26 protein-coding genes, 3 tRNA genes and 2 pseudogenes are annotated in these 24343 nt (G+C 68.4%); 19 read left to right on the top strand and 12 right to left on the bottom strand.

The window, feature by feature from the left end; translation table 11 throughout:
- Positions 1-85: pseudogene (locus C472_RS17085) on the top strand (IS6 family transposase); the annotation flags it as partial.
- Positions 86-104: 19 nt separating this feature from the next.
- Here the strand turns inward: C472_RS17085 and C472_RS13800 are convergent.
- The 6 genes and pseudogenes from C472_RS13800 to C472_RS13825 all read right to left on the bottom strand — a co-directional run.
- A pseudogene (locus tag C472_RS13800) lies at positions 105-464 on the bottom strand (zinc-binding dehydrogenase); the annotation flags it as partial.
- A gap of 251 nt (positions 465-715) precedes the next feature.
- Positions 716-1474 (bottom strand): SDR family NAD(P)-dependent oxidoreductase, encoded by a 759-nt coding sequence (locus tag C472_RS13805; RefSeq protein ID WP_006630468.1) that lies wholly within the window; start codon positions 1472-1474, stop codon positions 716-718.
- A 114-nt stretch (positions 1475-1588) separates the two neighbouring features.
- A complete protein-coding gene (locus tag C472_RS13810; protein WP_006630469.1) occupies positions 1589-2590 on the bottom strand; it encodes a hypothetical protein in 1002 nt (333 codons plus the stop codon).
- Between the two features lie 75 nt (positions 2591-2665).
- Positions 2666-3670, bottom strand: a complete 1005-nt coding sequence (locus C472_RS13815; protein WP_049906674.1) for a zinc-binding dehydrogenase — start codon at positions 3668-3670, stop codon at positions 2666-2668.
- A 138-nt stretch (positions 3671-3808) separates the two neighbouring features.
- A tRNA-Thr gene (locus tag C472_RS13820) sits at positions 3809-3880 on the bottom strand.
- A gap of 91 nt (positions 3881-3971) precedes the next feature.
- Entirely contained in the window at positions 3972-4637 is a 666-nt protein-coding gene (locus tag C472_RS13825) for a DUF7114 family protein (RefSeq protein ID WP_006630471.1), read from the bottom strand.
- A 59-nt stretch (positions 4638-4696) separates the two neighbouring features.
- On the opposite strand from C472_RS13825, the gene C472_RS13830 reads away from it, so the two are divergent.
- The 4 genes from C472_RS13830 (at position 4697) to C472_RS13845 (ending at position 7325) form a co-directional block, all read left to right on the top strand.
- Entirely contained in the window at positions 4697-5404 is a 708-nt protein-coding gene (locus tag C472_RS13830) for an enoyl-CoA hydratase/isomerase family protein (protein ID WP_006630472.1), read from the top strand.
- Positions 5405-5485: 81 nt separating this feature from the next.
- Positions 5486-5556, top strand: a tRNA-Gly gene (locus C472_RS13835).
- 4 nt (positions 5557-5560) lie between these two features.
- Positions 5561-5631, top strand: a tRNA-Gly gene (locus tag C472_RS13840).
- A gap of 527 nt (positions 5632-6158) precedes the next feature.
- Positions 6159-7325, top strand: a complete 1167-nt coding sequence (locus C472_RS13845) for an inorganic phosphate transporter (RefSeq protein ID WP_049906676.1) — start codon at positions 6159-6161, stop codon at positions 7323-7325.
- Between the two features lie 24 nt (positions 7326-7349).
- Here C472_RS13845 and C472_RS13850 read toward each other — a convergent pair whose 3' ends face one another.
- Positions 7350-7997 carry an undecaprenyl diphosphate synthase family protein gene (locus tag C472_RS13850; RefSeq protein WP_006630474.1) on the bottom strand — a complete coding sequence of 216 codons (648 nt, stop codon included), beginning with the start codon at positions 7995-7997 and terminating at the stop codon, positions 7350-7352.
- A gap of 79 nt (positions 7998-8076) precedes the next feature.
- Here C472_RS13850 and C472_RS13855 point away from each other — a divergent pair, with 79 nt between their 5' ends.
- The 6 genes from C472_RS13855 to C472_RS13880 all read left to right on the top strand — a co-directional run bounded on the left by C472_RS13855 (position 8077) and on the right by C472_RS13880 (position 13415).
- Entirely contained in the window at positions 8077-8619 is a 543-nt protein-coding gene (locus C472_RS13855) for a hypothetical protein (RefSeq protein ID WP_049906678.1), read from the top strand.
- Between the two features lie 56 nt (positions 8620-8675).
- Complete coding sequence (locus C472_RS13860) at positions 8676-9146, top strand: DUF5812 family protein (RefSeq protein WP_006630476.1); 471 nt, start codon at positions 8676-8678, stop codon at positions 9144-9146.
- 83 nt (positions 9147-9229) lie between these two features.
- A complete protein-coding gene (gene secF, locus C472_RS13865) occupies positions 9230-10111 on the top strand; it encodes a protein translocase subunit SecF (RefSeq protein ID WP_006630477.1) in 882 nt (293 codons plus the stop codon).
- A complete protein-coding gene (locus tag C472_RS13870; protein WP_006630478.1) occupies positions 10111-11700 on the top strand; it encodes a preprotein translocase subunit SecD in 1590 nt (529 codons plus the stop codon). The genes secF and C472_RS13870 overlap by 1 nt, the downstream gene beginning before the upstream one ends.
- A 312-nt stretch (positions 11701-12012) precedes the next feature.
- Positions 12013-12717: a metal-dependent transcriptional regulator gene (locus tag C472_RS13875; RefSeq protein ID WP_006630479.1), complete on the top strand. Its 705-nt coding sequence runs from the start codon at positions 12013-12015 to the stop codon at positions 12715-12717.
- Positions 12714-13415, top strand: coding sequence for a TMEM165/GDT1 family protein (locus C472_RS13880; protein WP_006630480.1), 702 nt, complete (start codon positions 12714-12716; stop codon positions 13413-13415). The genes C472_RS13875 and C472_RS13880 overlap by 4 nt, the downstream gene beginning before the upstream one ends.
- 33 nt (positions 13416-13448) lie before the next feature.
- Here C472_RS13880 and rnhB read toward each other — a convergent pair whose 3' ends face one another.
- The 3 genes from rnhB to C472_RS13895 all read right to left on the bottom strand — a co-directional run bounded on the left by rnhB (position 13449) and on the right by C472_RS13895 (position 16327).
- On the bottom strand, positions 13449-14165 hold the full coding sequence (gene rnhB / locus C472_RS13885; protein ID WP_006630481.1) for a ribonuclease HII: 717 nt from the start codon (positions 14163-14165) through the stop codon (positions 13449-13451).
- A gap of 53 nt (positions 14166-14218) precedes the next feature.
- Positions 14219-14590 carry a 30S ribosomal protein S8e gene (locus C472_RS13890; RefSeq protein WP_006630482.1) on the bottom strand — a complete coding sequence of 124 codons (372 nt, stop codon included), beginning with the start codon at positions 14588-14590 and terminating at the stop codon, positions 14219-14221.
- A gap of 99 nt (positions 14591-14689) precedes the next feature.
- The gene (locus C472_RS13895; protein WP_006630483.1) at positions 14690-16327 is read right to left on the bottom strand and encodes a potassium channel family protein; all 1638 of its coding nucleotides are present in this window, start codon (positions 16325-16327) and stop codon (positions 14690-14692) included.
- A gap of 138 nt (positions 16328-16465) precedes the next feature.
- Here C472_RS13895 and C472_RS13900 point away from each other — a divergent pair, with 138 nt between their 5' ends.
- The 4 genes from C472_RS13900 (at position 16466) to C472_RS13915 (ending at position 18623) form a co-directional block, all read left to right on the top strand.
- The gene (locus tag C472_RS13900) at positions 16466-16864 is read left to right on the top strand and encodes an ArsR/SmtB family transcription factor (protein WP_006630484.1); all 399 of its coding nucleotides are present in this window, start codon (positions 16466-16468) and stop codon (positions 16862-16864) included.
- A complete protein-coding gene (locus C472_RS13905) occupies positions 16861-17139 on the top strand; it encodes a DUF7521 family protein (protein WP_006630485.1) in 279 nt (92 codons plus the stop codon). Before C472_RS13900 ends, C472_RS13905 begins: the two co-directional genes overlap by 4 nt.
- A gap of 130 nt (positions 17140-17269) precedes the next feature.
- On the top strand, positions 17270-17971 hold the full coding sequence (locus tag C472_RS13910; protein ID WP_006630486.1) for a helix-turn-helix domain-containing protein: 702 nt from the start codon (positions 17270-17272) through the stop codon (positions 17969-17971).
- Between the two features lie 106 nt (positions 17972-18077).
- The gene (locus C472_RS13915) at positions 18078-18623 is read left to right on the top strand and encodes a DUF1684 domain-containing protein (RefSeq protein WP_006630487.1); all 546 of its coding nucleotides are present in this window, start codon (positions 18078-18080) and stop codon (positions 18621-18623) included.
- Between the two features lie 114 nt (positions 18624-18737).
- On the opposite strand, the gene dpsA is transcribed toward C472_RS13915, so the two are convergent.
- Positions 18738-19286, bottom strand: coding sequence for a DNA starvation/stationary phase protection protein DpsA (dpsA, locus tag C472_RS13920; protein ID WP_006630488.1), 549 nt, complete (start codon positions 19284-19286; stop codon positions 18738-18740).
- An 80-nt stretch (positions 19287-19366) separates the two neighbouring features.
- The gene (locus C472_RS13925; RefSeq protein ID WP_006630489.1) at positions 19367-20179 is read right to left on the bottom strand and encodes a carbon-nitrogen hydrolase family protein; all 813 of its coding nucleotides are present in this window, start codon (positions 20177-20179) and stop codon (positions 19367-19369) included.
- Positions 20180-20320: 141 nt separating this feature from the next.
- Here C472_RS13925 and C472_RS13930 point away from each other — a divergent pair, with 141 nt between their 5' ends.
- The 4 genes from C472_RS13930 to C472_RS13945 all read left to right on the top strand — a co-directional run bounded on the left by C472_RS13930 (position 20321) and on the right by C472_RS13945 (position 24271).
- Complete coding sequence (locus C472_RS13930; protein WP_006630490.1) at positions 20321-21031, top strand: DUF7384 family protein; 711 nt, start codon at positions 20321-20323, stop codon at positions 21029-21031.
- Between the two features lie 24 nt (positions 21032-21055).
- Positions 21056-22075: an A/G-specific adenine glycosylase gene (locus C472_RS13935; RefSeq protein ID WP_006630491.1), complete on the top strand. Its 1020-nt coding sequence runs from the start codon at positions 21056-21058 to the stop codon at positions 22073-22075.
- A 49-nt stretch (positions 22076-22124) separates the two neighbouring features.
- The gene (locus tag C472_RS16425; RefSeq protein ID WP_006630492.1) at positions 22125-23333 is read left to right on the top strand and encodes an AlbA family DNA-binding domain-containing protein; all 1209 of its coding nucleotides are present in this window, start codon (positions 22125-22127) and stop codon (positions 23331-23333) included.
- 89 nt (positions 23334-23422) lie between these two features.
- On the top strand, positions 23423-24271 hold the full coding sequence (locus C472_RS13945) for a hypothetical protein (protein ID WP_006630493.1): 849 nt from the start codon (positions 23423-23425) through the stop codon (positions 24269-24271).
- The last annotated feature ends 72 nt before the right edge of the window (positions 24272-24343 follow it).

The raw sequence follows: 24343 nt of genomic DNA on the forward strand, positions 1-24343 counted from the left end.
CTCAAACTGTTTCAGCAACGCCGAAGCAGAAACAGCAAACGAGTGGCTCAGATCCTTTGCCTTCGCATGGAATCAGCTTATCTGAACACTACCGTTCGGCCCGGTCAGTCGAGCGAGACGACGACCTTCCCCTGGTGGTCGCCGCGCTCGACGTACCGGTACGCCTCGCTGACCTCGTCGAACCCGAAGGAGCTGTCGACGACCGGCGTCGTGCCCGTCGCCGCCAGCGCATCGGTCATGCGCCCGAACATCGCCTGACTGCCCACGCCCATCACGCCCTCGACCGTCAGCCCCTTCCCGAGGATCGGGCCGGGGTGGACGCGCCCCTCGCCGCCGGCGAGGACGCCGATGAGGTGGATGTGACCGCCCGGAGCCGCGGCGTCGAGCGACTGCTGGAGGGTCCCCGCGCCGCCGACCCCGACGACGTGGTCGACGCCGCCGGTCGCCTCGGCGACGGCGTCGCCCCCTCTTGAACCTCGTAGGCTCGCATGGCCGACGATCGGGGCCGGACGGGTATGCGCTCACGGCTCGTCTAACTCCTCGCCGCCACCGCCACCGAAAAGTCGGCGGGAAATTCCGGCCGTCGGGGACGCCCGTCCAGAGAGGACACCCGCCCGCCGAGCGCGCTCGTCGGCCCGCGTGGTCGAACGATCGGCCCGGACGCTCACCCGGTTCAGGCGCTCAGTCGGTCCGGGTGCTCGGTCGGTCTCTCGATTCAGCTCTCCTGTTCGGTCGGCCGGATTAGCAGTTCGTTGAGGCTCACGTGGGCGGGCTGGGCGACGGCGAAGCGGATCGACCGCGCGATGTCCGCCGGCTGGAGCGCGTCGAGCGACCCGACCCACTCCTCGGTCTGTGCCTTGATTTCCTCGTCCGGGATGTGCTCTTGGAGTTCCGTCTCGACCAGTCCGGGCTCGACGATAGTGGTGCGGATGCCGTCGGCGGCGACCTCCTGACGGAACGCCTCGGTGAACCCGTTGACGCCGAACTTGGTGGCGTTGTAGCCGCTGGCGGTCGCGGAGGCCCGCCGCCCCGCGACCGAGGAGACGTTGACGACGTGGCCGCCGTCCTGTTCCTGCATGACCGGCAGGGCGGCGTGGGTGGCGTTCATCAGCCCGAGGAGGTTCACCTCGACCATCTGCCGCCAGTTGTCCGTGTCGGCGTCCTCGACGGCCTCCAGCAGCATGACGCCGGCGTTGTTGACGAGCACGTCCAGTCGGCCGAACTCGTCGACGGTCGTTTCGATCAGATCCTCGACCGCCGCCTCGTCGGTGACGTCGGTCGGGACGACGAGGGCCTCCCCGCCGTCCGCCTCGATGCGGTCGGCCACCGTTTCGAGCGCCGCCTCGCGGCGGGCGGCCACCGCCACGCTGGCCCCGGCGTCCGCGAGCGCCTCCGCGGTCGCCGCGCCGATACCGGAGGAAGCGCCGGTGACGATCGCGACCTCTCCGTCGAGCGACGTCGGTTCGAATGACATCGATTCAATCGTCGATTCGACGACAAAAAAGGGTGTCAGAACCCGCACGGACCGAGGGGGAACGCAGGATTGAGTACCCCCCGTTCCGGGAGGTGCGCCGTCGGGCGAGGACGGTCACGCCTCGGGAACGAACACGTTCATCGACGGCGTCTGGATCCCCTGGAACTTGTTCTTCCAGTTGTACGCGATGTTCAGCACGCGCCGCCGGTCGTCCGGCGGTCCCGTCACGACGCTCACGGAGGTGCCGTCCTCCGGGATCTCGATCCGCGTGTCCTCCCACTCGAAGCCCGCGAGCAGGTCCGACGGGTTCTCGGCGGTCACCGACCCGGTGTTCCTGTTCACCTCGTAGAGGCGGTAGGCGTCCGTCTCGATCAGCCGCTTGATCTCGTCGAGGTCGCGGTCGAAGTGTTCTTCGAGCGCGTCGGCCGTGTGGTAGCCGCAGACGATCAGGTGCGCGAACGTCTCGATCGCTCGGGGGTCCTGCGCCGCCGCGCGGAGGTGATCGAAGTACGCCAGCTTTTCTTCCCTGTCGAGTTCGAGGATCTCGTTGATGATCCGCGCCGCCTCCCGCTCCGCCTCCGAGGCGTCCGGGTCCGCGAGGACCTCGTCGGCGCGCGACCCCGTGTTCTGGCCCCGCGACACGTCGACGACGTTCTTGAGGTGTTTCGCGCGGTCGTACACCGCCGACTTGTACGACCAGTCGCGGGCGTCGTCCGGGTAGTCGTCGAACTGCCGGAGCAGCGCCTCGCGGTCCTCGGGGAACCCGATCTCCTCGCGGAAGTCGCTCCACGCGGTGGCGTCTCTGAACAGGCCGAAGTCGGTCAGGGTGTCCTGGCCGAGGTTCGCCCGCGTGCCGCCGCTGGCGACGAACTTGGCCTCGACGAACGTCTCGCCGTCAGAGGACTCGACGATCAGGTCCCCGAGCGAGTCGTAGGAGTTGCCGGCGTGTCGCACCGCGGTCCGGTCCGGGAAGTCGCTCCGGAGCCGGTCGGCGAGCGCCTCGGCGAGGTCGGGTCGGCCGTCGTCCGTCAGGTCGTCGTCGGGCTCCGCGCCGTTCGCGAGCAGCGCCGTCAGCTTCTCCGTGGCCTCGACCCAGCCGCGCTCGTGTTTGCCCATGTGGTGTGCCGCTCGGCGGGGGAGGAATAAAAAAGCACGTACGGCGGCGGTCCGCCCGCTCGGGCCTCCGGCGGCCTACTCGTTGACGAGCAGGAGCTTCCCGACGAAGTCGCCGGCCTCGGCGCGGCGGTGGGCGTCCGCCACGTCCGCGAAGGCGTACCGCTCGTCGACGTGCGGGGCGACCGCGCCCTTGTCGACGAGCGAGGCGATCGTCTCCAGTTCGTTCCCGACGCGCTCCTGTCCCTCGCCGAGCAGCACCGGGAGGATGACGAGGACGACGCCGAGCGAGAGCGACGTGGCGTGCATCGGCGACAGGTCGACGCCGTCGGCGTCGCTCGACTCGGTCGTGACCACGGAGCCGAAGGGACGCACCGCCTCGAACGACGCGTTCAGGTGGTCGTCGCCGACCGGGTCGAAGACGAGGTCGAAGCCGACGCCGCCGGCGTGCTCGTCGACGTACGACTCGACGCTCGTCGCCGTGTAGTCGACGGTCGCGTCGGCTCCGAGGTCCGCCGCCAGCGACCGCTTCTCGGCGGTCGACCCGGTCGCGGTGACGGTCGCGCCGAACCAGTCGGCGAGCTGGACGCCGACGTGGCCGACGCCGCCCGTCGCGCCGTACACCAGCACGTCGTCGCCGACGTCGACGCTGCCCTTGTCGGCGAGCATCTCCCACGCGGTCAGCGCGACCACCGGCAGCGCGGCGCTGTCTTCGAGCGGGATCGACTCGGGGGCGTGCGCGAACGTCCCCGCGTGACCGACGACGTAGTCGGCGAGCGCGCCCTGCCGCCCCGCGCCGCCGGGCATTCCGTACACCTCGTCGCCCGGTTCGAAGGCGTCGACGTCCTCGCCGACGGCGTCCACGACGCCCGCCACGTCGCAGCCGAGCGTCGCCGGGAACGCCGGCGCGAAGTCGGGGATGTGGCCCCCGCGGATCTTGTAGTCGACCGGGTTGACGCTGGAGGCGACGACCTCGACGCGGATCTCGTCCGGATCGGGGTCGGGAACCGCGACGCTGCGCCGCTCGAAGGCGTTCGGGCCGCCGAACTCGTCTATCACGTACGCGTCCATCTCGGAACTCATCTCGGGTCGGGGTTGGCGACTTCGCGGGGTATATCCGGCGTCGGGGGAGAGCCGTGTGGGCTTTCGGAGGATAGTACACTCCCGTCGATGGGATCAAAACAGGACGCAGGCACGCCTCAAAGAAGTGAGAACGGGAAGAGCCTAGGCCGAGATTTGAACTCGGGGTCTCGTCCTTACCAAGGACGCGCTTTACCGCTAAGCTACCCAGGCGCGATTGGTCGTTGCGCGGAATCGACTTTAGGGGTTTCGATTTGGCGGCGCGGCGTCGGGGGATCGACCGCGCCCCGTCGCCCGTGTCGGATCACCGGTCCGTCGCGCTGACGGCGCGCTCGGAGATGTCGGCGATGCGGTCGGCGGTCGCGTCCGGCAGCGCGCTGCTCGCGGGCGGGAACTCGCCGTCGCAGTCGGTCGCGAGGTCGCGGGCGTATTCGAGCAGTTCCTCGGGCGGGTCGCCGCCGACCGCGGTGGTGCCGGCGACGACCGCGAGTTCGAGCGCGTCGACTTCCAGGTTGCGGTCGAGCGCGGCCGCGGCGTCGGCGTCGACCCCCTCGCGGTCGCGCAGGGTCTGGTCGCGGCCGAACGCGCGCACCACGTCGACCGCGGGGCGGGCCGCGTCGGTACATGCTAAAAGCGAGAAGCCGCGCGAGACGAGCACGTCGGCGGCGAGGATCTCCATGTCCGCGTCGATGTCTGCCGCGGCGGTCGGCGCGGTCACCCACGGCTCCTCGCGGGCGACCGTGCGGGTGAGGCGTAACCCCTCGTAGATGAGTTGCACGCCCGCGGCGCGGTCGGCCACGTCGCCGAGGTCGACCTCCGGCTCCAGCGCGCGGGCGGTGACCAGCGCCAGCACGCCGGGGGTCACCGCCGCGTCGCCGATCCGGGAGTCGAGGGCCTCGCGGAGCTGTTCGGGTTCGACGTCCGCGAGCGCCTCGCGCGCGGCGTCACGCGCTCGCGCGGCATCGTCCATTGTCGTTCGGTAGACGAGCGAAGGGCAAAGACCTTTGGAAACGAACGGGACCACGTCCCGTGATCCGAACCCGAACCGACGCCGACGTGCGCGTCGTCACGCTCGACCGCCCCGCGGCGCGGAACGCGCTCCGCCCCGACGACCTGCCCGCCCTGCGCGAGGCGTTCGAAGCGTCCGAGGGCGAGGCGCACCCGCCGGTGACGTACCTCCGCGGCGCGGGCGACGCCTTCTGCGCCGGCGCGGACCTCGACGCGGTCGCCGACCTCGACGACCCGGAGGCGTTCGCGCGACGGGGGCAACGCGTCGCCGCCGCGATCGAGGAGTCGCAGTCGGTCGTCGTCTGCGGGGTCGACGGCGCGGCCCGCGGCGGCGGGGTCGAACTGGCGCTGGCGGCCGACGTGCGCGTGGCGACCCCGCGGGCGACGTTCGGCGAGCCGGGCGTCGACTTCGGGCTGTTCGGCGCGTGGGGCGGCACGGTCAGGCTCCCGCGCGTCATGCGCGAGGGCGACGCGCTCGACTTCGCGCTGTCGGGGCGCGTCCTCGACGCGGAAGAGGCCCGCCGAACGGGACTCGTCTCGCGCGTCGTCGACGACCCCCGGTCGGTGGCCGACGAGGTCGCGGCCGGCGAGTCCGACGCGCTCGCGGCGATCAAGCGCCGGCTCCGCGACCGACGCGACGGGGAGACGCAGGCGGACGCCGAGGCGACGGTGTTCGCGGAGCTTCACGACGCGCACGCGGCGGAGATCGCTCGACTGCGGAGCGAGTGAGGCGTCGCGTCGGCGGCGGGCGCGCCGTCCCGATGTCAAAGACTTAAGTGAGTCTCCGACCAACCTCGGGATGCGAAGCACGCACCGGTAGTGTAGTGGTATCACGCAACCTTGCCATGGTTGCAACCCGAGTTCAAATCTCGGCCGGTGCATTTNGCACCGGTAGTGTAGTGGTATCACGCAACCTTGCCATGGTTGCAACCCGAGTTCAAATCTCGGCCGGTGCATTTTGCGAACGAAGCGAGCGAATTCACCGAGAGAGATTTGAACGCCGTCAGTCGCGCGCAACGAGCGGCGTGTCGGGATTCTATTTATATTCGGACCGGTGCTACGGCGAACACCGCCAAAGCCCCAGCCGGCGAGGACGAAGCACGGCGACCGGCCCTTCGATTCCCGCCCGGCACAGCACCCTCACCTCCCTAGCCTCGTCACCGGCGCTACGCGCCGGTTGTAAGCGAGAGCGAAGCCCTCGCCCTGTCGGCGGCTCCCCGCCGGTCGCCGCCGACTCCAGCGAGAATCGGAGGTTCTCTGGCAGCGAGGGACGCGGTCCCTCGCGGCTCAGCCGCGGAGCGGCCTCACAGGCACGCGCCACCGGTCTTTTCTCGAAATAGCTCGGAACAGAACTCGTCGTCACTCGGCTACCGCACGCGTTCGCACCCGTCAGGCTCGTGACCGTGACACGGGTATCGCGCGCGTGGACCGACGCCGACGGACCCCGTCCGTTTAACAGCGCGTGCGTACTCTGTTCGCGCATATGGTAGAGATTCTTCTTCTCGTGGGAGTCGCGGTGGCGGCGTTCGTCGGCTACAACATCGGCGGGGCGACGACGGGACCGGCGTTCGGGCCAGCGGTGGGCGCGGACGTGTTGTCGAAGTCGGGCGCGGCGGCGCTGATGTCCGTGTTCTTCTTCGTCGGAGCGGGAACGCTCGGCCAGCGGGTGGTGACGACGCTGGGGGAGGACCTCGTCACGGGCGCGAACGTGTTCACGCTGGAGACGAGCATCATCGTCCTCTTTTTCATCGGCGGCGCGCTGTTCGTCGGCAACTTCGCCGGCGTCCCGGCCTCGACGTCGATGACGGCCGTCGGCTCCATCGCCGGACTCGGCGTCGCGACGAACACCCTCGACTGGGCCGTGATGGGGGAGATCGCGATCTGGTGGCTCGTCGCCCCGATCATCGGGTTCTGGGTGTCGGGCGTCGTCGGCCGGTACTTCTACTCGGCCATCGACGACTGGGTGGCGATAGACAGCACCGAGGGGGCGCTGTTCGAGTTCGACCGGTCGGGGCTGATCCCGAAGCCCGTCCCCGGGCCGAACACGACACGCCGCGAGCTGTTCGGCGGCTTCGTCGTCATCGCCATCGGCTGTCTGATGGCGTTCTCGTCGGGGACCTCGAACATCGCGAACGCCATCGCGCCGCTCGTCGCGCTCGACGGCGTGGAGATGACGCCGATGATCCTCCTCGGCAGCGCCGCGGTCGCGGTGGGGGCGTTCACCATCGCCCGGCGGACGCTCGACACGCTCGGCAACGACATCACGGACCTCCCGCTGACGGCCGCCATCGTCGTGGCGGTCGTCTCCTCGGGGATCGTCATCAGCCTCTCCGCGGTCGGGATCCCCGCCTCGTTCGTTATCATCGCGACGATGTCGATCGTCGGGCTGGGCTGGGGGCGCGCGACCCGCACGGTGACGGTCCGACAGGGGATCAGCGGCGAGAAGGAGCCGACGGTCTCCGTCGGCGCGCTGGCGGCCGACGAGATGCCGGAGATCGGCGAGGGGGACGCGAGCGACGTCCCCTCGGCGTCGGACCTGTTCAACCCGGGGACGAGCGCGCGCGTCGTGCTGATGCAAAACGTCGTGCCGATCCTCTCCACGGTCGGCGCGCTGGTGACGTTCACCCTGCTCTTCGCGTTCGTCTGGTAGCCGGACCTCGGCGGCCGAAGGCGGTTACCGGCCGAACCGCCGCTGTCTGTCCTGGAAGTCCAGGACCGCGCGCAGGTACTCGCGCCTGCGGAAGTCGCGCCAGTTCACGTCGGTGAAGTAGAGCTCGGCGTACACCGACTGCCAGATGGCGAAGTCGGAGAGCCGCTCGGCACCGGTCTTGATCACGAGGTCCGGCTCCTCGGGGAACAACAGGCGGTCGGCGACGTCGGCCTCGTCGATGGCTTCCGGCGTTATCTCTCCGTCGGCCACGTCGTGCGCCAGTTCGCGGACCGCGCCGGCGAACTCCGCTTTCCCGCCGAGACCGACGAGTATCCGGACCGGGGCGTCCGCGTCGCCGTCGTCGACCGGGTCGCCGGCGGGCCCTGCGGTGGACTCGTCGGCGTCCGGACCCCGGACCACGGTCTCGGCGGGGGCGTCGAGCCGGCGCAGCTCGCGGACCAGCGTCGGGGCGACCGCCCGGTCGAGGACGGAGACGGAGACCGTGACGCGCTCGGCTCCGTACTCGAACGCCCAGCCGATCGCCGACGACAGCGTGTCGAACGCGCCGTCCGCGAGGAGGTCGCGCTCCGTGACGACGAGCGCGACGTGCGCCGGCGGCGCGGCGTCGTGGAGGCGGTGGCGCGTCGCGAGGTACGCGTCGTAGAGACCCACGTGAGAGCGATCCGCTCGCACGTATAAATGGCTTCCCGCCGACGAGGGGTTTAATTCGCCGACGCACCTACCGTCGTCGATGGCAGACAGCTATCGCGGGGTGTTCGGCGCGATCCCCTACGCGTTCCGCGCGACCGAGTCGTGGACGATGCGCGCGTACGCCGCCCTCGGCGCGCTGACGGCCGGGTTCGTCGCGGTCGTGGTCACGCTCGGGCTCGTCGTCTGGATGGGCGAGACCGTCTCGGCGCAGGGGGGGACGTTCCTCTTCTCGCGGTCGCTGTTCGTGGTCGCCGGCCTCGCCGCCGTCGGGCCGCTGCTCGCACCGATCCTGTTCGTCGCCCGCCGCCACCGCCGGGACGACCCGGTCGCGGCCGACTACGACCGGTGGATGGGCGTCGCCGGCTTCCTGTTCCTCGTCTCGCTGTACCTCGCGATGGTGATCTCGGCACCCGCGGACCTGCGGGACCCGAGCGGCTCGGCCGTGATCAACGCGCTGTACGCGCTCCCGCAGCTGGCGGGGTTCGTTCCGCCCGTCGCGGCCGCGCTCGTCGTCTTCGCGACGCACTTCCGGCTCCGCGGCGGGTCGGACGCCGGGGCGACGCCGGAGACCGACGCGGCGTAGCGGGGCCCCGCCGCGGCTCGAAAGCCGGAAGTCGCCCGAGCGTCTACCGGAGCGTAATGACCGACGAGAAGGAGAGCACGTTCCTCGTCACGCACGTCGAGAGCGACTCCGCCGTACTGAAAGACGTCCACGACGGACAGGTCCACACGCTGAGTTCGAACCCCGGACTCGACGTCGACGACGCCGTCGAGGCGACCGTCTCCCCCGACCCGCCGATGGAGGTCACCTATCAGGTGATCGAGGTCGCGGAACGTCGCCCGCTGTCGATCGAGGAGAGCCCCGAGCCGCCGACCGTCCACGAGCGCGAACTGGCCGCGGAGACGCCGACCGGGGAGCTGGCCCGGGAGGAGCGCGCGGGCGTCGGCGAGGTCCACGTGTTGACGCCGCCGGAGTCGGAGACGGAGGCCGCCGTCGCCGACGTGATCGACGACCGCGAGGGGACGCTCTCGCGGGCGGCTCGCCTCGGCGTGAATCGCGTCGAGATCCGGTCGGAGCCGGGCGTCGTCGCGGTGCGATACCTCCCGTAGCGCGGACGGTCGGAGCGCGCGCGACGCCGTCGCGGCTCACCAGATAAGAAGGCTTATTCGCGCCCGCAGGGGAAGCGGTGATTATGGTAGCGATCGAGGTGCCGGACGTCGACTACACCGACTACACCAACCGGCAGCTTGCGGCGGTGCCGCTCGCGTTCCTGGTCCTCGCGCTGGCGATCATCGGCGGGTGGTTCGTCGTCACCGGGGCCCCGGCGAATCTCGGACTGGAGTTCACCGGCGGCGTCGAACTGCGGATCGCCGACGACGGGGACAACGTCGAACAGCAGATCCAGACGGCCTTCGACCGGGAGCCGGACTCGACCCGCGCGATCCCCGGCGACGACGTCGTGGTGGTCACCTTCCAGGCGGTCGAGGACGACCCGGATGGCCTCGCGAACGACCTCCAAGACCAGGCGGACGCGGCGGGGTTGACCACGACCGCGGTCGACCAGGTGTCGCCGAGCTTCGCGAGCGACACCGCGCGGACCGCCCTCTTCGGCGTGGCCCTCGCCTTCCTCGGGATGAGCGTGCTCGTGTTCGCGCTGTTCCGGACGTTCGTCCCCTCGATCGCGGTCGTGGCGTCCGCGTTCTCCGACCTGGTGATCCCGATCGCGGCGATGAACCTGCTCGGCATCCAGATGACGCTCGGGACGATCGCGGCGCTCCTGATGATCATCGGGTACAGCGTCGACTCGGACATCCTGTTGAACGACTCGGTGCTGCGCCGGACGGGCGCGTTCTACGAGTCGGTGAGCCGCGCGATGCGGACCGGGGTGACCATGACGCTCACCTCCATCGCGGCGATGATCGTGATGGCGGTCGTCGCCTCCCTGTTCGGTATCGGACTCCTCCGTGACATCGGGATCATCCTCTCGGTCGGGCTGTGCGCCGACCTGATGAACACGTACCTGATGAACGTCTCGCTGCTTCGCTGGCACAAGTTCGAGGGGGTGGCGCGGTAATGCTCGAACCGATCAAGGAGAACTGGCGGATCCTGCTGCTCGTCGTCGTCGTGCTCGGAGCCACCGTGGCGCTTTTCGCCCCCGGATTCGGGCCGGAGCCGGCTCCCGGCGAGGACGTGAGCGAGGCCCGAGAGGGGATCACGAACCTCCAGTACGGGCTGGACCTGGCCGGCGGGACGCGGATCCGCGCGCCGCTGTCCGGGTACACCGCGACCGACGTCGAGTTCGGCGGCGACAGCCCGACGACGGTCGCGGAGACGGTGGCGGCCGAACTCGACAACGCCTCGGCGCGGAACGTCGGGGCGGTTCCCGGGGAGAGCGCCGTGGAGGTCACGGAGGCGTCCGTCTCCGAGGACCAATTCAGACGGGCGATGGACGCCAGCGGCTACGCGTACGGCGACGTTCGGCCGGGCGTCACGCAGGAGACGCGCGACGAGACGATGAACGTCATCCAGGGGAAGATCAACGAGGCGGGGCTTTCGGGCGGCAGCGTCCAGCAGGTCCAGTCGATCACCGGCGAGTACTTCATCCTCGTCGAGGTGCCCGGCGAGGGTCGACAGGACGTGGTCGACCTCCTCGAAGAGCGCGGGACCGTCCGGATCGACATCGCGTACGCCGACGGGAACCGGACCGCCGTCGACGAGGGCGTGCTGGTCCAGGAGAACTTCGACGAGATCGGGACCGCCACGCAGAGCGACCAGGGTACGGGGTCGTACGTCCCGGTCACGGTCCGCAACACCGACGAGGACGGTCAGTCCCCCGCCTACTCCTTCCAGGACGCCGTGGTCCAGCGCGGATTCCCCGACTCGTACAACACCCGAGCCGACCAATGTGAGTACGCCAACGGGTCGCTTTCCGGCGAGCGGAACCCGTGCCTGTTGCTCGTCGTCAACGACGAGGTCGTCAACTCCTTCGGGATGGACTCGGGGCTCGCGGACAGCATGGGCGACGGCTCGTGGGCCGAGACCGGGCGGTTCCGGCTCACGACCGGCGAGTTCAGCGAGGCCCAGACTATCTCGCTGAACCTCCGCGCCGGCGCGCTCCCCGCCGACCTCGACATCAGCGGCGAGGGGACCTCCTCGTCCATCTCGGCCTCGCAGGGGGAGAACTTCCGGACGTACTCGCTCGTCATCGGGCTCCTCTCGGTGCTCGCCGTCGCGGGGATGGTGTTCCTCCGCTACCGCGAGCCGCGCGTCGCCCTACCGATGATCGTCACGGCGCTGGCCGAGGTGTACGCGCTGCTCGGGTTCGCCGCCCTGCTCGGCTACCCGCTCGAGCTCGCGGTGATTGCGGGCTTCATCGCGGTCGTCGGGACCGGCGTCGACGACCTCGTCATCATCGCCGACCAGGTGATGAGCGAGGGCGACGTGAGCTCCCGGACCGTGTTCGACTCGCGGTTCCGGCAGGCCTTCTGGGTCATCGGCGCGGCCGCGGCGACGACCGTCATCGCGATGTCGCCGCTGATGGTGCTCTCGCTCGGCGACCTCTCCGGGTTCGCCATCTTCACCATCCTCGGCGTGCTGATCGGCGTGCTGGTCACCCGCCCCGCGTACGGCGACATCCTCCGCCGCCTCCTGACGGTCAGGTGATCGGCGACCGGAGGGGGTAGGACCCGCTCCGAACGCCTCACCGCCGCTCCTCCCGCGCCCTTCTTCCGTCGCTCTTCTTGCTTTCACTCCTCCTGTTTCACTCTTCCCGCCGCCGTTTCACCCGCCGCGAGGACCGGTCGCACGTCCGTCGTCTGCCTCGCGTCCCCGAGTGGATGTGACGATCGATCAGTTCCGTCGCGCATGTCGGCGCGAATCCATCGTTCGTCGTTCGGGTCGGACGAAAAGCGGCGTGCCTCACGTGCCGGGAGACGGTCCGACAAACTATTAATTTAGACCGGTCAAAAACCGTCCATGCCCACCGACACAGTCGAGGACTATCTCAAGGCGATCTACCGGATCGAGTCGCGGGGCGGTCCCCCCGTTTCCACATCGCAGATCGCGGAGGCGCTGGAGAAGACCCCCGCGACCGTGACGAGCATGGTCGAGACGCTCGCCGACCGCGGGCTGCTCTCCCGCGAGAAGTACAAGGGGGTCGAACTCACGCCGGCCGGCGAGGTCGCCGCGCTGGAGGTCGTGCGCCGACACCGGCTCATCGAGTCGTTCCTCGCCGAACAGCTGGACTACGAGCCGACGGAGGTCCACGACGAGGCCGACGCGCTCGAACACCACGTCAGCGAGGAGTTCACGCGGCGGGTTGAGCGGCTCCTCGACTACCCCGCCGCCGACCCCCACGGGGACCCGATCCCCCCGGCGGACCTGTCGACGCCGGAGGACTCCGGGACGACGCTCGTCGCGGCGCTGGAGCCGGGCGAGCGGGGAACGGTCGTGCGCGTGAGCGACCGCGACCCCGACGTGTTGGAGTTCCTCGTCGACGCCGACATCACGCCCGGAACGACCGTCGAGGTCGTCGAGGTCACGTCGTTCGGACTGGTCACGGTCCGGACCGACGGCGGGGACGAACACGGCCTGCCGGAGGCGGTCGCGGACCGCGTGTACGTCCGCCGCGCGGCGGACTCGACCGCGGCGACCGACGGGCAGGAGGCGGGCGACGCATGACCGGCTACGTCGAGATCGTCGCGATCGCGTTCGCCGCACAGCTCGCCGTGTTGCCGGGCGAGAAGGTCCAACTGATGATCGCGGGGCTCGCGACGAGGTACGACCCGAAGATCGTCGTCGCCGCGGCGGGGTCCGCGTTCGCCGGCTGGACCGCGGTCGAGATCGCGTTCGGACAGGCGCTCCAGTCGGCGCTCCCGCCGCTCGCGCTGGACGCGGTGACCGCGGTGCTGTTCTTCGCCTTCGCGGTCCTGCTGTACCGCTCCGCGCCGGAGCGAGGGACGAGCATGGAGGCGGAGCGCACCGACGGCGGCATGGCCCGCTTCGACGACCTCTCGCTTCCCGGGCGGCTCGACCGGTACAGCGGGTCGCTCGGCGGTTTCCTCCCTATCTTCGCGCTCACCGCGACCGGCGAGTTCGGCGACAAGACCCAGATCATCACCTTCACGCTCGCGGCCCAATACGGCGCGACCTCCGCCATCTGGGCCGGCGAGATGCTCGCCATCATCCCGGTCAGCCTCGCGAACGCGTACTTCTTCCACACCTTCGCCGGTCGCTTCGACATGCGCCTCGCGCACCTCGGCTCCGCGCTGCTCTTCGCCTTCTTCGGCGCGGACACCGTGCTGTCGATCGCGACCGGGTTCTCCGTGTGGGAGACGTTCGTCGGGACGGTCGGCGGCCTCGTTGCCGGACTGTTCTGAAAACGCCGCCCCGCGGCCCCCGCAGTTCGGAACTCAGAACTCGTCTAACCCCGACTGCTCGGCGGCCGCCAGCGCGTCCTCGCAGGTTGCCCACGACTCGCGCGCGCAGTCCGGCAGCGTCCCGTGGTCGCCGACGTACGCGGCGATGAACGACCGGGTGGCCGGGTCGCTCGGGTAGCCGCTGCCGACGCCGTCGTACTCGGGGTAGGCGGCGTCGACGGTCGCCATCTCGGCGTCGCGGGTCACCTTGGCGACGACGCTCGCGGCACCGACGAGCGGGTCGTCCGCGTCCGCGCCGTGCGCGGCGGTCACGTCGACCGCGGGAACGGGGTCGCCGCTCTCCGGTCGCTCTCCGTCTCCGTCGTCACCCGCCGCGACGGACTCCCGGAGCCGGCGGGCGAACCGCTCCTCGCTGGTGTCGCCCGCGTCGGCGACGACGCGGACCGGCTCGGCGAGCCCGGCGGGGCGGTCGGCGAGCGCGGCCCGGACCGCCCGCGCCTGTCCGCGGACGGTGAGCGTGTTCATGTCGGTGTCGGGGCGGTCGATCTCCGACGGCTCGACGCGCGCGACGCCGACGGCGACGTCGGCGTCGTCGTCGAGGGCGGCGGCCATCGCCTCGCGCCTGTCCGGCGCGATCCGCTTGGAGTCGTCCACGTCGGCCGGGAGGCTCGACGGGGCGGCGATCACCGCGGCCGCGACCATCGGTCCGAGCGCGGGTCCCTTGCCGGCTTCGTCGACGCCGAGGTACACGCGTCGGTGGTCGGGCGGCGGGGAGAAATACCTTCAGAAAGGCGGACGCGGACTCAGTCGAGCAGGACCGCGTTGACCTGACCGGTCTGGCCGGGTCGCGAGGTGACGCGCGCGCGGCCGGCGGACGTCTCGATGACCGCGCCCTTGGTGACGATGTTCCGGCGGGCGTAGTTGACGTTCGCGGGGTTGTCGACGACGTTCTCGATCTCGGCCTCGCTGACCTCGCCGCCGTCGGCGACCTGCGCGACGTTCGTCGAGAGCGCGCGGACCTTCTTGTCCGTGCCGCGGGCGTCGATGTACTGGAGGCGCGTCTCGCCGACCGTGGTCTCGGCCGGCTCGCGGCCGAGCTGGTGGCGCTTCTTGTTCGAGGCGTGCTTGAGTCGGCCGCCGGTGCGCTTGCGCGTGGAGCGTCCCTGGTCTTTCATACGGATACGAACAGCCAGCGAATACTTGAAGCGTTCGACTCGTCCCGGCGCGGCCGTCTCGACGCGGAGCGCGGGGCGCGCCGCGCGCGAGGGGCGGCCTCAGGCGAACGCGCGCTCGAACGCCCGGACCCCCTCGTCGGTGCCCGCGACGACGAGTTCGTCGCCCCGCTCGATCCGGGTCTCCGGCCCCACGTCGCTGACGAGCTCGTCGTCCCGCTCGATCGCGATGACGGTACAGCCGGTCCGCTCGCGGACGGAGGCCTCCCCGATGGTCCGGCCGACCAGCGTCGGCGTCTCGCTCCTGACGACCTCGACGTGCGTGTCCAGGGAGAGCACGTCCCGGTCGGTGAGGACCGCCGACGCCGACATCCGCCCGGTCACGGCCGAGAGGGAGAGGACGTAGTCCGCGCCGGCGCGGTGCATCTTCGGTACGCTCTCCGGGTCCGCGACCCGCGCCAGTAGCTCCACGTTCGGCGCGAGATCGCGGACCACGAGCGTCGCGAACTCGGCGGTCGCGTCGTCCGGAAGCGCGAGGACGACGGTCTGGGCGTCGGCGACGCCGGCCGCCCGCAGCGTCTCCGGCTCGGTCGCGTCGCCGACGACGTCGACCCCCTCGCCCTCCTCCCGGTCGACGACGGTGACGGGGAGGTCGGCGGCCCCGAGCGCGTCCGAGACCGACTTCCCGACCTGCCCGTGGCCGACGACGACCGTCTCGCCCGCGCCGAACCGCCGCGCCGCGGAGTTGGTCAGGTCGACGAGCCGCTCCACCTGTCCCTCGGTCCCGGACACGAGCAGGACGGTGCCGGCCGACAGCGTCGCGTCCGGCGACGGTGCCGCCTCGAACGCCCCGTTGAACCACGCGCCGATCACGTCGACGCCGGTCCGCTCGCCGATCCGGCTGCCGGCGAGCGTCGACCCGGCGAGGCCGCTCCCGTGGTGGACTGACACCTCCGCGATCCGCAGCGACTCGCCGATCGCCACCGCCTCGTCGAGGTCGGTCCGCACGGCCGTCGTCACCTTGGCGGCGAGGCTCTCGCCGAGCAGCGACCGCGGGGAGAGCACCTCGTCGGCCCCGGCGAGCCGGTGGTACCGCTTGCGGCTCGGATCTTCGACGACGCTTATGACGCGGACATCGGTGGAGACCTCCTTCGCGGCGAGGACGATGCTCGCGTCCACGCGGTCGGAGACGTCGGTGACCAGCGCGCGGGCCGACCCCAGACCGGCCCCTTCCAACCCCGCGGTCGTCTCGGGGTCCGCGCGGATCGCCCTGTGGCCGGCCTCGTACAGCGCCAGCGCGCGGTCGGGGTCGGGCTCGACGACCACGTACGGGACGCCCTCGGACTCGAACTCGTCGAGCAGCGCGTCGGAGCGCGTGGTGTCGGAACAGACCACGACGTGCCCGGTCGCGTCGTCCTGAAGGGACCGGGGGACGGTCGTCGAGAACGCGGACTCCAAGAGCGGCGTGGCGACGACCGGCAGCGCGCCGATGAGAAGCACCATGCCGACCAGGTCCATCACGGCGATGAACGCGTGCATCTCCTGGGTCTGCCAGTCGGAAGAGTCTCCGCCGAAGCCGGTCGTCGTGAACATCTCGATCGCGAACTGGAACGACTCGATCAGCGTGCGCGGGTCGCTCTCGAACACGCGCATCCCCCATTGGTAGGTGAGCGCGGTGAACGTGATCACGACGCCGAGGAACGCGACGTACAACACCACGCGACGCTTCCACGAGTCCATCGGTACGGCGTACGCCACCGCCACACAAAAGCGGGCGGCATCGCGACCGTTCGCCGACGCCGGGACGCGGCGAGGGGCGCGGCGGCCGTCGTCGGACGATTTTCGATCCTTTAAGTTCGGCGGGCCGAACCGTCACGCATGGTGCGGGACCCGTCGCGAGACCCGGAGCCGCCGTCGGTCGACGAGGTGCTCGACGCGCTGGCCGACGACGCGGCCCGTCGGATCGTCGCGGCGCTCACCGAGCCGAAGACCGCGAGCGAACTCTCCGAGGAGTGCGACATCCCCCTGTCGACGACCTACCGGAAACTGGAGATGCTCACCGACGCCTCCCTGCTGTCGGAGTCGACCGACATCCGACGGGACGGACAGCACACGACGCGGTACTCGGTGTCGTTCGACGCCGTCACCGTCTCCGTCGACGACGGCGCGGAGAACGCCGAGGACCGCCGCGAGTTCGACGTGGAGTTCTCCCGGCCGGAACGGACCCGAGACGAGCGACTGGCAGACCTGTGGTCTGAGCTACGAGAGGAAACATGAACCCGTACATCGACCTGACTATCATCGCCGCAAAGACAGCCATCCTGGTGCTCGGTGGCAGCATCACCTACTACGCGCTCCGCGCGTACGACCGGACCGGAGACCGGTCGCTGCGGGAGCTCGGCATCGGCTTCGGCATCGTCACCGTCGGCGCGCTGCTGGGCGGCGTCTCCCACCAGATCATCGGAGCCGACCTCGCGGTCGGGATCGCCGTCGACGGCCTCCTCACGGCCGTGGGGTTCGGCGTTATCGTCTACTCGCTGTACCTGGAGTGACGCTCGGTTCGCGGACGAGGCGGACGGGGTTCGGAGGCGCGCGGACCACTCTCGGCGACCCCACGATGTCGACGCGCGACGAACCCCGCTTTCGGTAGCCTTTTGCGGCGTTCGGTCCTCAACTCGCGGTATGAGCGACGCACGCGAGGAGCTCTCCCGCCGGATCGCCGGCGAGATAACGCTCAGCGACGACCCGGGGGCGACCCTCCGGAAGTGGCGGACCGACTTCGACGTCTCCCAGACCGAGCTGGCCGACCAGCTCGGCGTCTCCTCGTCGGTCATCTCCGACTACGAGAGCGGTCGCCGCGAGAGCCCCGGGATCGGGGTCGTGCGCCGGACCGTCGACGGCCTCTTAGACATCGACGAGCGCCGCGGCGGCGGTCGGCTCCGGCAGCACGCCCGAGTGCTCTCGGCCGGGTTCGAGAGCGACATCGTCCACGACCTCCGCGAGTACTCGACGGCGGTCCCCCTAGAGGAGTTCTACGAGGCGATGGGCGCGACGGAGATCGTCCGCGGCGACCACGACCACGTGAACGGCCACACGGTGATCGACTCGATCCAAGCGATCACGCGGCTCTCCAGCGAGGAGTTCTACCGGCTGTACGGCCAGTCGACGAACCGCGCGCTCGTGTTCACGCGGGTGACCCGCGGCGAGTCCCCGCTCGTCGCGCTCCGCGTCGTCAGCCCGACGCCGAACGCGGTCGTCCTCCACGGCATGGAGGACGGCGACCTGTGGGACCACGCCGCCGATCTCGCCCGCGTCGACGGCGTGTCGCTGGCGACCTCGAACCGCGACCTCGACGACTGCCTCGCGGACCTCCAGGCGCTGTGAGGCCGGCGACGGGGCCGTCGGCGGCGACCGCGCCGACGCCCCCGATCTCGGCCGGTCCGACCGCCGAACCGCGGCCCTGAAACCGCGGGCGACCGTCGGACCGGGTATGAGCGACGACTACGCCGAGCGGCTCCGCGCGAACCGCCGGGAGAAAGACGAGTTCTTCGCAGAACACCAGCAGTCGCCGATCCCGCCCGAGCAGCGCGACGAGTTTGACGGGCTGGACTACTTCGAGCCGGACCCGACCTACCGGGTGGAGGCGACCGTCACCGTCCACGACGAGCCGGAGCCGGTCGAGATGGAGACGACCGCGAGCAACCCGGTCCGGTACCTCCGAGTGGTCACCTTCGCGTTCGAGATCGACGGCGAGGAACACACGCTCGCCGGGTATCGACAGGAGGGCGACGACGGGGCCATCTTCGTCCCCTTCCGCGACAAGACGACCGGCCAGCAGACCTACCATCAGGGCCGGTACATGGAGCTCGCGCCCGAGCGGGACCTCTCCGACGGCGACACCGTCACCGTCGACTTCAACCTCGCGTACAGCCCCTTCTGCGCGTACAGCGAGACGTTCTCCTGTCCGCTCCCGCCGGAGGAGAACTGGCTGGAGATCGTGGTCCCCGCCGGCGAGCGGACGCCGGACCTCGACTGACGAGTCGGATCTCGACCGAACGGCGCGGCGGTCGCCCTCTTCGGGGGAGCGGAATCGGTCGGAAAAGTCGGAGTCAGCGGTCGATCGGGTCGCCGGCGGCCCGCCGCGGTCGGTCTATTCGAGCGTCTCGCTCGTGACGAGCGTGTCGTCTTCGAGGTAGTGCTCGAGGTGGTGACCGTGTTCCTCGACGGTTTCGAGGATCTCGCGGAGCTGTTCCTCGGTGTTGTAGTCGCCGAGGTTGTTGGCGAGTTGGACGTGCTCGCGGAGCTGCTCGGTGATGTCGCCGAAGATCTCGAGGTCGTGTTCCAGCGACGTGCGGATGTCGTAGGCGTCGGCGTCCTCGGGAGTCACCGGCGCGTGTTCCTCGTAGTTCGCGCCGCCGGAGAGGGGCACGCCGCCGAGCGCCTGCGCGCGCTCCGCGAGCACGTCCGCCCCTTCTTCGAGGTCGCCCGCGACCTCGCCGAGGTACTCGTGGATGCCGAGGAACTCCGCGCCCTCGACGAGCCAGTGGTGCTTTTTGATCTGGTGGTAGAGGACGTACGTCGCCGCCAGATCGCTGTTGAGCGCGTCGACGAGCTGTTCGGCCTTCTCTTCGGGGACGCGGAGCGCTTCGCTCTCGTGAACGTCGCCGTACCGTTGACGGGCCTGCTTCTGGGTACTCATCTCAATTGTACATACGCGCGCGACCCACTTAATGGTTCCTACTGTGAAAACTACTCTTTCATCATTAGAAAAATTATTTTCTACGAGTCGCCCACGGCTCCGACGAGGTCCCGCTGTGTCGCGAGCGTGTCGCGGTCGAGCGTCGCGGTCAGCGTCGTCGGCTCCCGGTCCAGTTCGGCCGCGAGCGCCCCGTCCGGTCGGGCGACGAGGGAGTTGCCGGCGTACGCGGCCTCGGCGGCGTCTCGGTTTCCGCCCGCGGTCCCGGTCCGACCGGCACCGACGACCCACCTGACGCCGTCGAGCGCGCGGGCCCGGCACAGGAGCCGCCAGTTCGCGGCGTGGTCGGCGGGCCACGCCCCGACGACGACCAGCGCGTCGACCGCGCGCTCGGCGAACCACGCGCTCTCCGCGACGAAGTTGAGGTCGTAGCAGGTCAACAGGCCGGTCGGGCCGGCGGGCGTCTCGACGACGACGCGGTCGCCTCCCGGCTCGACCCACTCGGCCTCCTCGTCCCACAGGTGCCGCTTGCGGTAGACGGTGGCCGGAGCGCGGTCCTCGCTCGGGGTGTGATCCGGGGGCGGGACGTACGCGCTCGCGTTGTACACGCTCCCCTCCTCGCGCTCCGCGTACCCCGCTATCACGGCCGCGTCTGCGGCGGCCGCGATCGTTTCGAGCCGCTCTATCGCCTCGGGTCGCCGGAGCGCGGCCTCCCGGAGGCGCTCGTCGGCCGCGAACCCCGTGAGCCCGTACTCGGGGAAGACGACGAGGTCGACGGCCGGAGAGAGGGCGGCGGCGCGGCTCCGGAACCGGTCGACGTTCGCCTCGACGTCGAGGTCGTCGACCGGCGTCTGCGGGACGGCGACGGTCGGGTCGTCTGGTGGTCGGTCGCTCACGTCGTCGCCTTCGGCGCGGCGACCGAAAACGTCCGGGGCGTCGACCCGAGGCTGCCGGAGCGTCGACCGGCCTCCGAGGTGGGGGTCGCCGACCGCGTCGCGGCCGCAAGGACGATACCGACGGGGCACCGACGGTCGGGCATGACCTTCGCCGACCTGTTCGACCGCGCGGCAGCGGTCGGCGGCGACGTCGACGAGGCGGACGTGCGACGCGCGCTCGGCGACGTGCGCTCGACGGCGACCGCGGACGCCGAGGGCGACGGCGGCGGGAGGAGCGACGACGAGAGCGGCGACGACAACGGGAGCGACGCGGGGGACGGGGCGGGCGACGACGCGGTCCTCGACCCCCTCGATCCGGAGCCGGCCCGCGTCGTCGCCGACGCGGACGCGCTCGCCGCGGACCTCCTCGTGGGCGGGGCCGCCCGCGACGCCCTCGACGTCCTCCGGTCGCACGCGTGGACGACGCTCGTCGCCAGCGACCGACTGCTCGACGACGCGGAGGCGGTGATCGCGTCGCTCGCGGACCCGGAGTTGGCGGCCGACTGGCGGGGCGCGGTCGCGGCGTGGCGCGAGCCGGTGGCCCAGCCGCGGGGCGACCACCCCGCGCTGGCGTCCGCGTACCGGGGCGGCGCGATGCAGGTCGTGAGCCTCGACCCCGCGCTGACCGGGCCGGGGGCCGCCGCGGGGTTGCGCGACCGCCTGCCCGTGAGCGTCCGGGAGCCCCGGGCGTTCGCGACGGTGTTCGACCCGGCGAAGCTCTACCCGGAGGCGGTCGGCGGGGAGTACCCCGGTCCAGACCGCGACCCGCGGACGATGGCGTCGGCCCGCGCCGACGGCGACCAGCACCGATAAACCGCCGCCGGCCGGACCGGGGACATGACCGATTCGGACGGCGCGGCCGCGGACGCGAGCGACGACCCCGAGGCCGTCTCGGGCGGCGACTCCGAGGCGGACGGCGGCGGGGTAGACGGCGGCGAGGGCGACGCGCCGGACCTCCCTGACGACCTCGGCGCGGTCCGCGACGCGCTCGTCGACTGGTACGAGGCGGACCATCGGGACTTCCCGTGGCGGCGCACGGAGGACCCCTACGAGATCCTCGTCAGCGAGGTGATGAGCCAGCAGACGCAGCTCGACCGGGTCGTGCCGGCGTGGGAGGACTTCCTCGACGAGTGGCCGACGACCGCCGACCTCGCGGCGGCCGACCGCGCCGACGTGGTCGCCTTCTGGTCGGATCACTCGCTGGGGTACAACAACCGCGCGAAGTACCTCCACGAGGCGGCCGGACAGGTGGAGGACGACTACGGCGGGGCGTTCCCGGAGACGCCCGGCGAGCTACGGGAACTGATGGGCGTCGGGCCGTACACCGCCAACGCGGTGGCGTCGTTCGCGTTCGACAACGGCGACGCCGTCGTCGACACGAACGTGAAGCGGGTGCTGTACCGCGCATTTACGGAAATCCATAATGCGGACGATCCGGACTACGAAACCGTAGCGAACGCCCTCATGCCGCCTGGAGAGTCCAGGATCTGGAATAACGCGATTATGGAGCTCGGTGGCGTCGCGTGTCAAAAGAAGCCTCGGTGCGATGAGGAAGGTTGTCCGTGGCGTGAGTGGTGTCACGCGTACCAGACCGGCGACTTCACTGCACCCGACGTGCCTACACAACCGAGCTTTGAGGGAAGCCGTCGTCAGTTCCGTGGTCGAATCGTTCGTGCTCTTTCGAACCACGATGAACTCACACTCGATGAGCTTGGACCGAAGATTCGTGTAGACTATTCACCGGATGGGGAACACGGTCGAGAGTGGTTAGAAGGACTTCTGACTGATCTGGCCGATGATGGCCTCCTCGACGTCGAAGAATCAGATGACAGGACGGTAGCGAAGCTTAGTGAGTGATAGGTCCTGCTGCGTTGGTTAAATTACCTTGGCCGACTGACTGGGCAGTATGTTAGAGAAACCCCTTGATGAGATAACTGAAGATGATATCCAGGAACTTGTCGATGATTCTGTAGAAGAATCGAAAGAGCTGGAATACAAGCAATATCTCGACCCAGCGAACAAAGACAAACATAAAACAAGTCTCCTCGCTGAGGTCACGTCCTTCGCAAATTCCAGAGGAGGTGACTTGATAGTGGGTATTGGCGAGAATAACGGTGTTCCACAGAAACTCGGAGGACACCCTCTAAACAAGTCTGCTGACAAAACGGTGGAAACCTGGGGAAATATACTCCGGAGACAAACCGAGCCAAAGCTTCCCACGAATATACACGATATTAGAGCCATCTCACTTTCTAATGGGAACCACGCTATAATTGTTCGAGTAAACCGAAGCTGGCAGGCTCCACATAGAGTTCGTACAAACGATAGGTTCTATGGCCGCCACGCAAGCGGGAAATTCCCTATGACAGTCGGAGAAATTCGAGACCAGATGGTTGCAGGAGAAAGTCGAAAGCAGGACTTGGAAGAATTCCGAGCAGACCGTATATCGGAGATGATTTCAGGAGACTCACCAGTACCCGTAACTGACGGGCCGAAACTCTTCCTTCATCCCGTTCCATACGATGCGTTCTCCCCTGGCGACAATATTGACCTTTCAGCCGGAAGTTGCCTGAGTAAGTCATCTCCGGTGATGTTCGCTCCACGGGGCATTGGCGGTGGATGGGGAGACAGATTCATGGTCGATAGTGTGACCCAGTATACCGGAGAACGCCAAAATCAGCATTCCTTCTACGTGCGCACGTTCAAAAATGGTGCTATTGAAGCCTATACGAGCGTTCCTTTCGATTCATACAATACAGAGAGCGAGGGGCTTCCTTCATTTCCTGTACACGCTGATGGTGAAATACAGTATCTACTCGCTGAGTTCGTAGAGAATTCATTCGAACGAGCACTTCCGAACTACATTGAATTCATCAATGAACAAGGGATGCAACCTCCACTCTATCTTCTATTGACGGTCCTAAATGCTGAGGAATATACCTTTATCAGTGAGGATCAGGGAGTACCTATGGACCCGATTAGTTTCGACGTTGAAATATTACAGATACCATCGGAGGTTATCGAATCATTTGATGATGACCCAGAACCGGTAATTTCGTCGATAATGAATTCGTTGTGGAACGCCGCAGGAAGACGGGATGCTACAGATATTTAGATCCGATCTACAAGGTGTCGCCTGCTGTCAAGGCCGGAACTACGTGGATGTAGTGTGTTTTAATTCGGTCAGTCTCCTACGCTGACGGGATGACTGCCCGCGTCTACTACCATCATCCCGAGAATACTCAATATTCTCTCGCGTATGTCACTCAAGACAGGGATGAGATAACGACGTCCGGGCAAGATGCGATCATTGAGCGCTACGATTTCGATGAAGAGTTCTTTGTACTGTATACGAATCGCGGGGCAAGCGGTACGGTCGAGGACCTTGACGACGAGTTCGAAGATGTCCTCGATGAGATGTCACCGCAGGACCGGACGATCACGGTGCGGTTGCTTCAGATATTCGAGGAGATCGTCGAGGAAAAAGAGCTGGAAGAGGAAGCGAAGCTCGAAATTTACAAGCAGATCGAATTAGAGCGGATTCCCGACGCCATCGCACGCGTTGATTGGAACGGTACTGCTGTCGATGTCGCAGGGAAACTTATGTCCACGCTGATTCTGAAACACGCGCTACCCAACGCGAATCACCGAACTTCGATCAGTATGGCTCAGTGGTATCTGGAGAGCATCGAAACTGGGTTTTCATTTCCTGACTTTGCTACCGAAGCATACGACTGGAAGACGTGGGTCAACGAGTACATTACCGAATCGAAGCGACTTCTCACGGTTCGAAGGAACACGACGGCGTTCTCGTTACTTTCTGAGTGGGGGTGTGATACGGTCGTACGGAAGAATGGCATCGAAATCGTTCTTGCGGAGTACGACCTCAATTTCACTCGTTCAGAAGCGTACGCGCACTATGGAGACGTGCATACCGAACTCTGTACGAACTTCCTCGTCGAATCCATCACACGTGCTGGACACGACGAACTCATCAGTACCGAAGGTATCGGAAAAGCGGAGTTCGTCTCGTTCCTCGAAGAGACAGAATAACGCGTTAGTCCTGAAGATCCGCGACGGTGCGCCCAAGCTCCCGGGCATGTTCGCTCTCGCTTACGTCATACC

This window comes from Halorubrum tebenquichense DSM 14210, assembly GCF_000337415.1.
Taxonomy (GTDB): Archaea; Halobacteriota; Halobacteria; order Halobacteriales; family Haloferacaceae; genus Halorubrum; species Halorubrum tebenquichense.

Coding starts and splice junctions, on each gene's coding strand:
- C472_RS13805 (WP_006630468.1), bottom strand. CDS start 1,474: ATGTCATTCGAACCGACGTCGCTCGACGGAGAGGTCGCGATCGTCACC.
- C472_RS13810 (WP_006630469.1), bottom strand. CDS start 2,590: ATGGGCAAACACGAGCGCGGCTGGGTCGAGGCCACGGAGAAGCTGACG.
- C472_RS13815 (WP_049906674.1), bottom strand. CDS start 3,670: ATGAGTTCCGAGATGGACGCGTACGTGATAGACGAGTTCGGCGGCCCG.
- C472_RS13825 (WP_006630471.1), bottom strand. CDS start 4,637: ATGGACGATGCCGCGCGAGCGCGTGACGCCGCGCGCGAGGCGCTCGCG.
- C472_RS13845 (WP_049906676.1), top strand. CDS start 6,159: ATGGTAGAGATTCTTCTTCTCGTGGGAGTCGCGGTGGCGGCGTTCGTC.
- C472_RS13855 (WP_049906678.1), top strand. CDS start 8,077: ATGGCAGACAGCTATCGCGGGGTGTTCGGCGCGATCCCCTACGCGTTC.
- C472_RS13860 (WP_006630476.1), top strand. CDS start 8,676: ATGACCGACGAGAAGGAGAGCACGTTCCTCGTCACGCACGTCGAGAGC.
- secF (WP_006630477.1), top strand. CDS start 9,230: ATGGTAGCGATCGAGGTGCCGGACGTCGACTACACCGACTACACCAAC.
- C472_RS13870 (WP_006630478.1), top strand. CDS start 10,111: ATGCTCGAACCGATCAAGGAGAACTGGCGGATCCTGCTGCTCGTCGTC.
- C472_RS13875 (WP_006630479.1), top strand. CDS start 12,013: ATGCCCACCGACACAGTCGAGGACTATCTCAAGGCGATCTACCGGATC.
- C472_RS13880 (WP_006630480.1), top strand. CDS start 12,714: ATGACCGGCTACGTCGAGATCGTCGCGATCGCGTTCGCCGCACAGCTC.
- C472_RS13890 (WP_006630482.1), bottom strand. CDS start 14,590: ATGAAAGACCAGGGACGCTCCACGCGCAAGCGCACCGGCGGCCGACTC.
- C472_RS13895 (WP_006630483.1), bottom strand. CDS start 16,327: ATGGACTCGTGGAAGCGTCGCGTGGTGTTGTACGTCGCGTTCCTCGGC.
- C472_RS13900 (WP_006630484.1), top strand. CDS start 16,466: ATGGTGCGGGACCCGTCGCGAGACCCGGAGCCGCCGTCGGTCGACGAG.
- C472_RS13905 (WP_006630485.1), top strand. CDS start 16,861: ATGAACCCGTACATCGACCTGACTATCATCGCCGCAAAGACAGCCATC.
- C472_RS13910 (WP_006630486.1), top strand. CDS start 17,270: ATGAGCGACGCACGCGAGGAGCTCTCCCGCCGGATCGCCGGCGAGATA.
- C472_RS13915 (WP_006630487.1), top strand. CDS start 18,078: ATGAGCGACGACTACGCCGAGCGGCTCCGCGCGAACCGCCGGGAGAAA.
- dpsA (WP_006630488.1), bottom strand. CDS start 19,286: ATGAGTACCCAGAAGCAGGCCCGTCAACGGTACGGCGACGTTCACGAG.
- C472_RS13930 (WP_006630490.1), top strand. CDS start 20,321: ATGACCTTCGCCGACCTGTTCGACCGCGCGGCAGCGGTCGGCGGCGAC.
- C472_RS13935 (WP_006630491.1), top strand. CDS start 21,056: ATGACCGATTCGGACGGCGCGGCCGCGGACGCGAGCGACGACCCCGAG.
- C472_RS16425 (WP_006630492.1), top strand. CDS start 22,125: ATGTTAGAGAAACCCCTTGATGAGATAACTGAAGATGATATCCAGGAA.
- C472_RS13945 (WP_006630493.1), top strand. CDS start 23,423: ATGACTGCCCGCGTCTACTACCATCATCCCGAGAATACTCAATATTCT.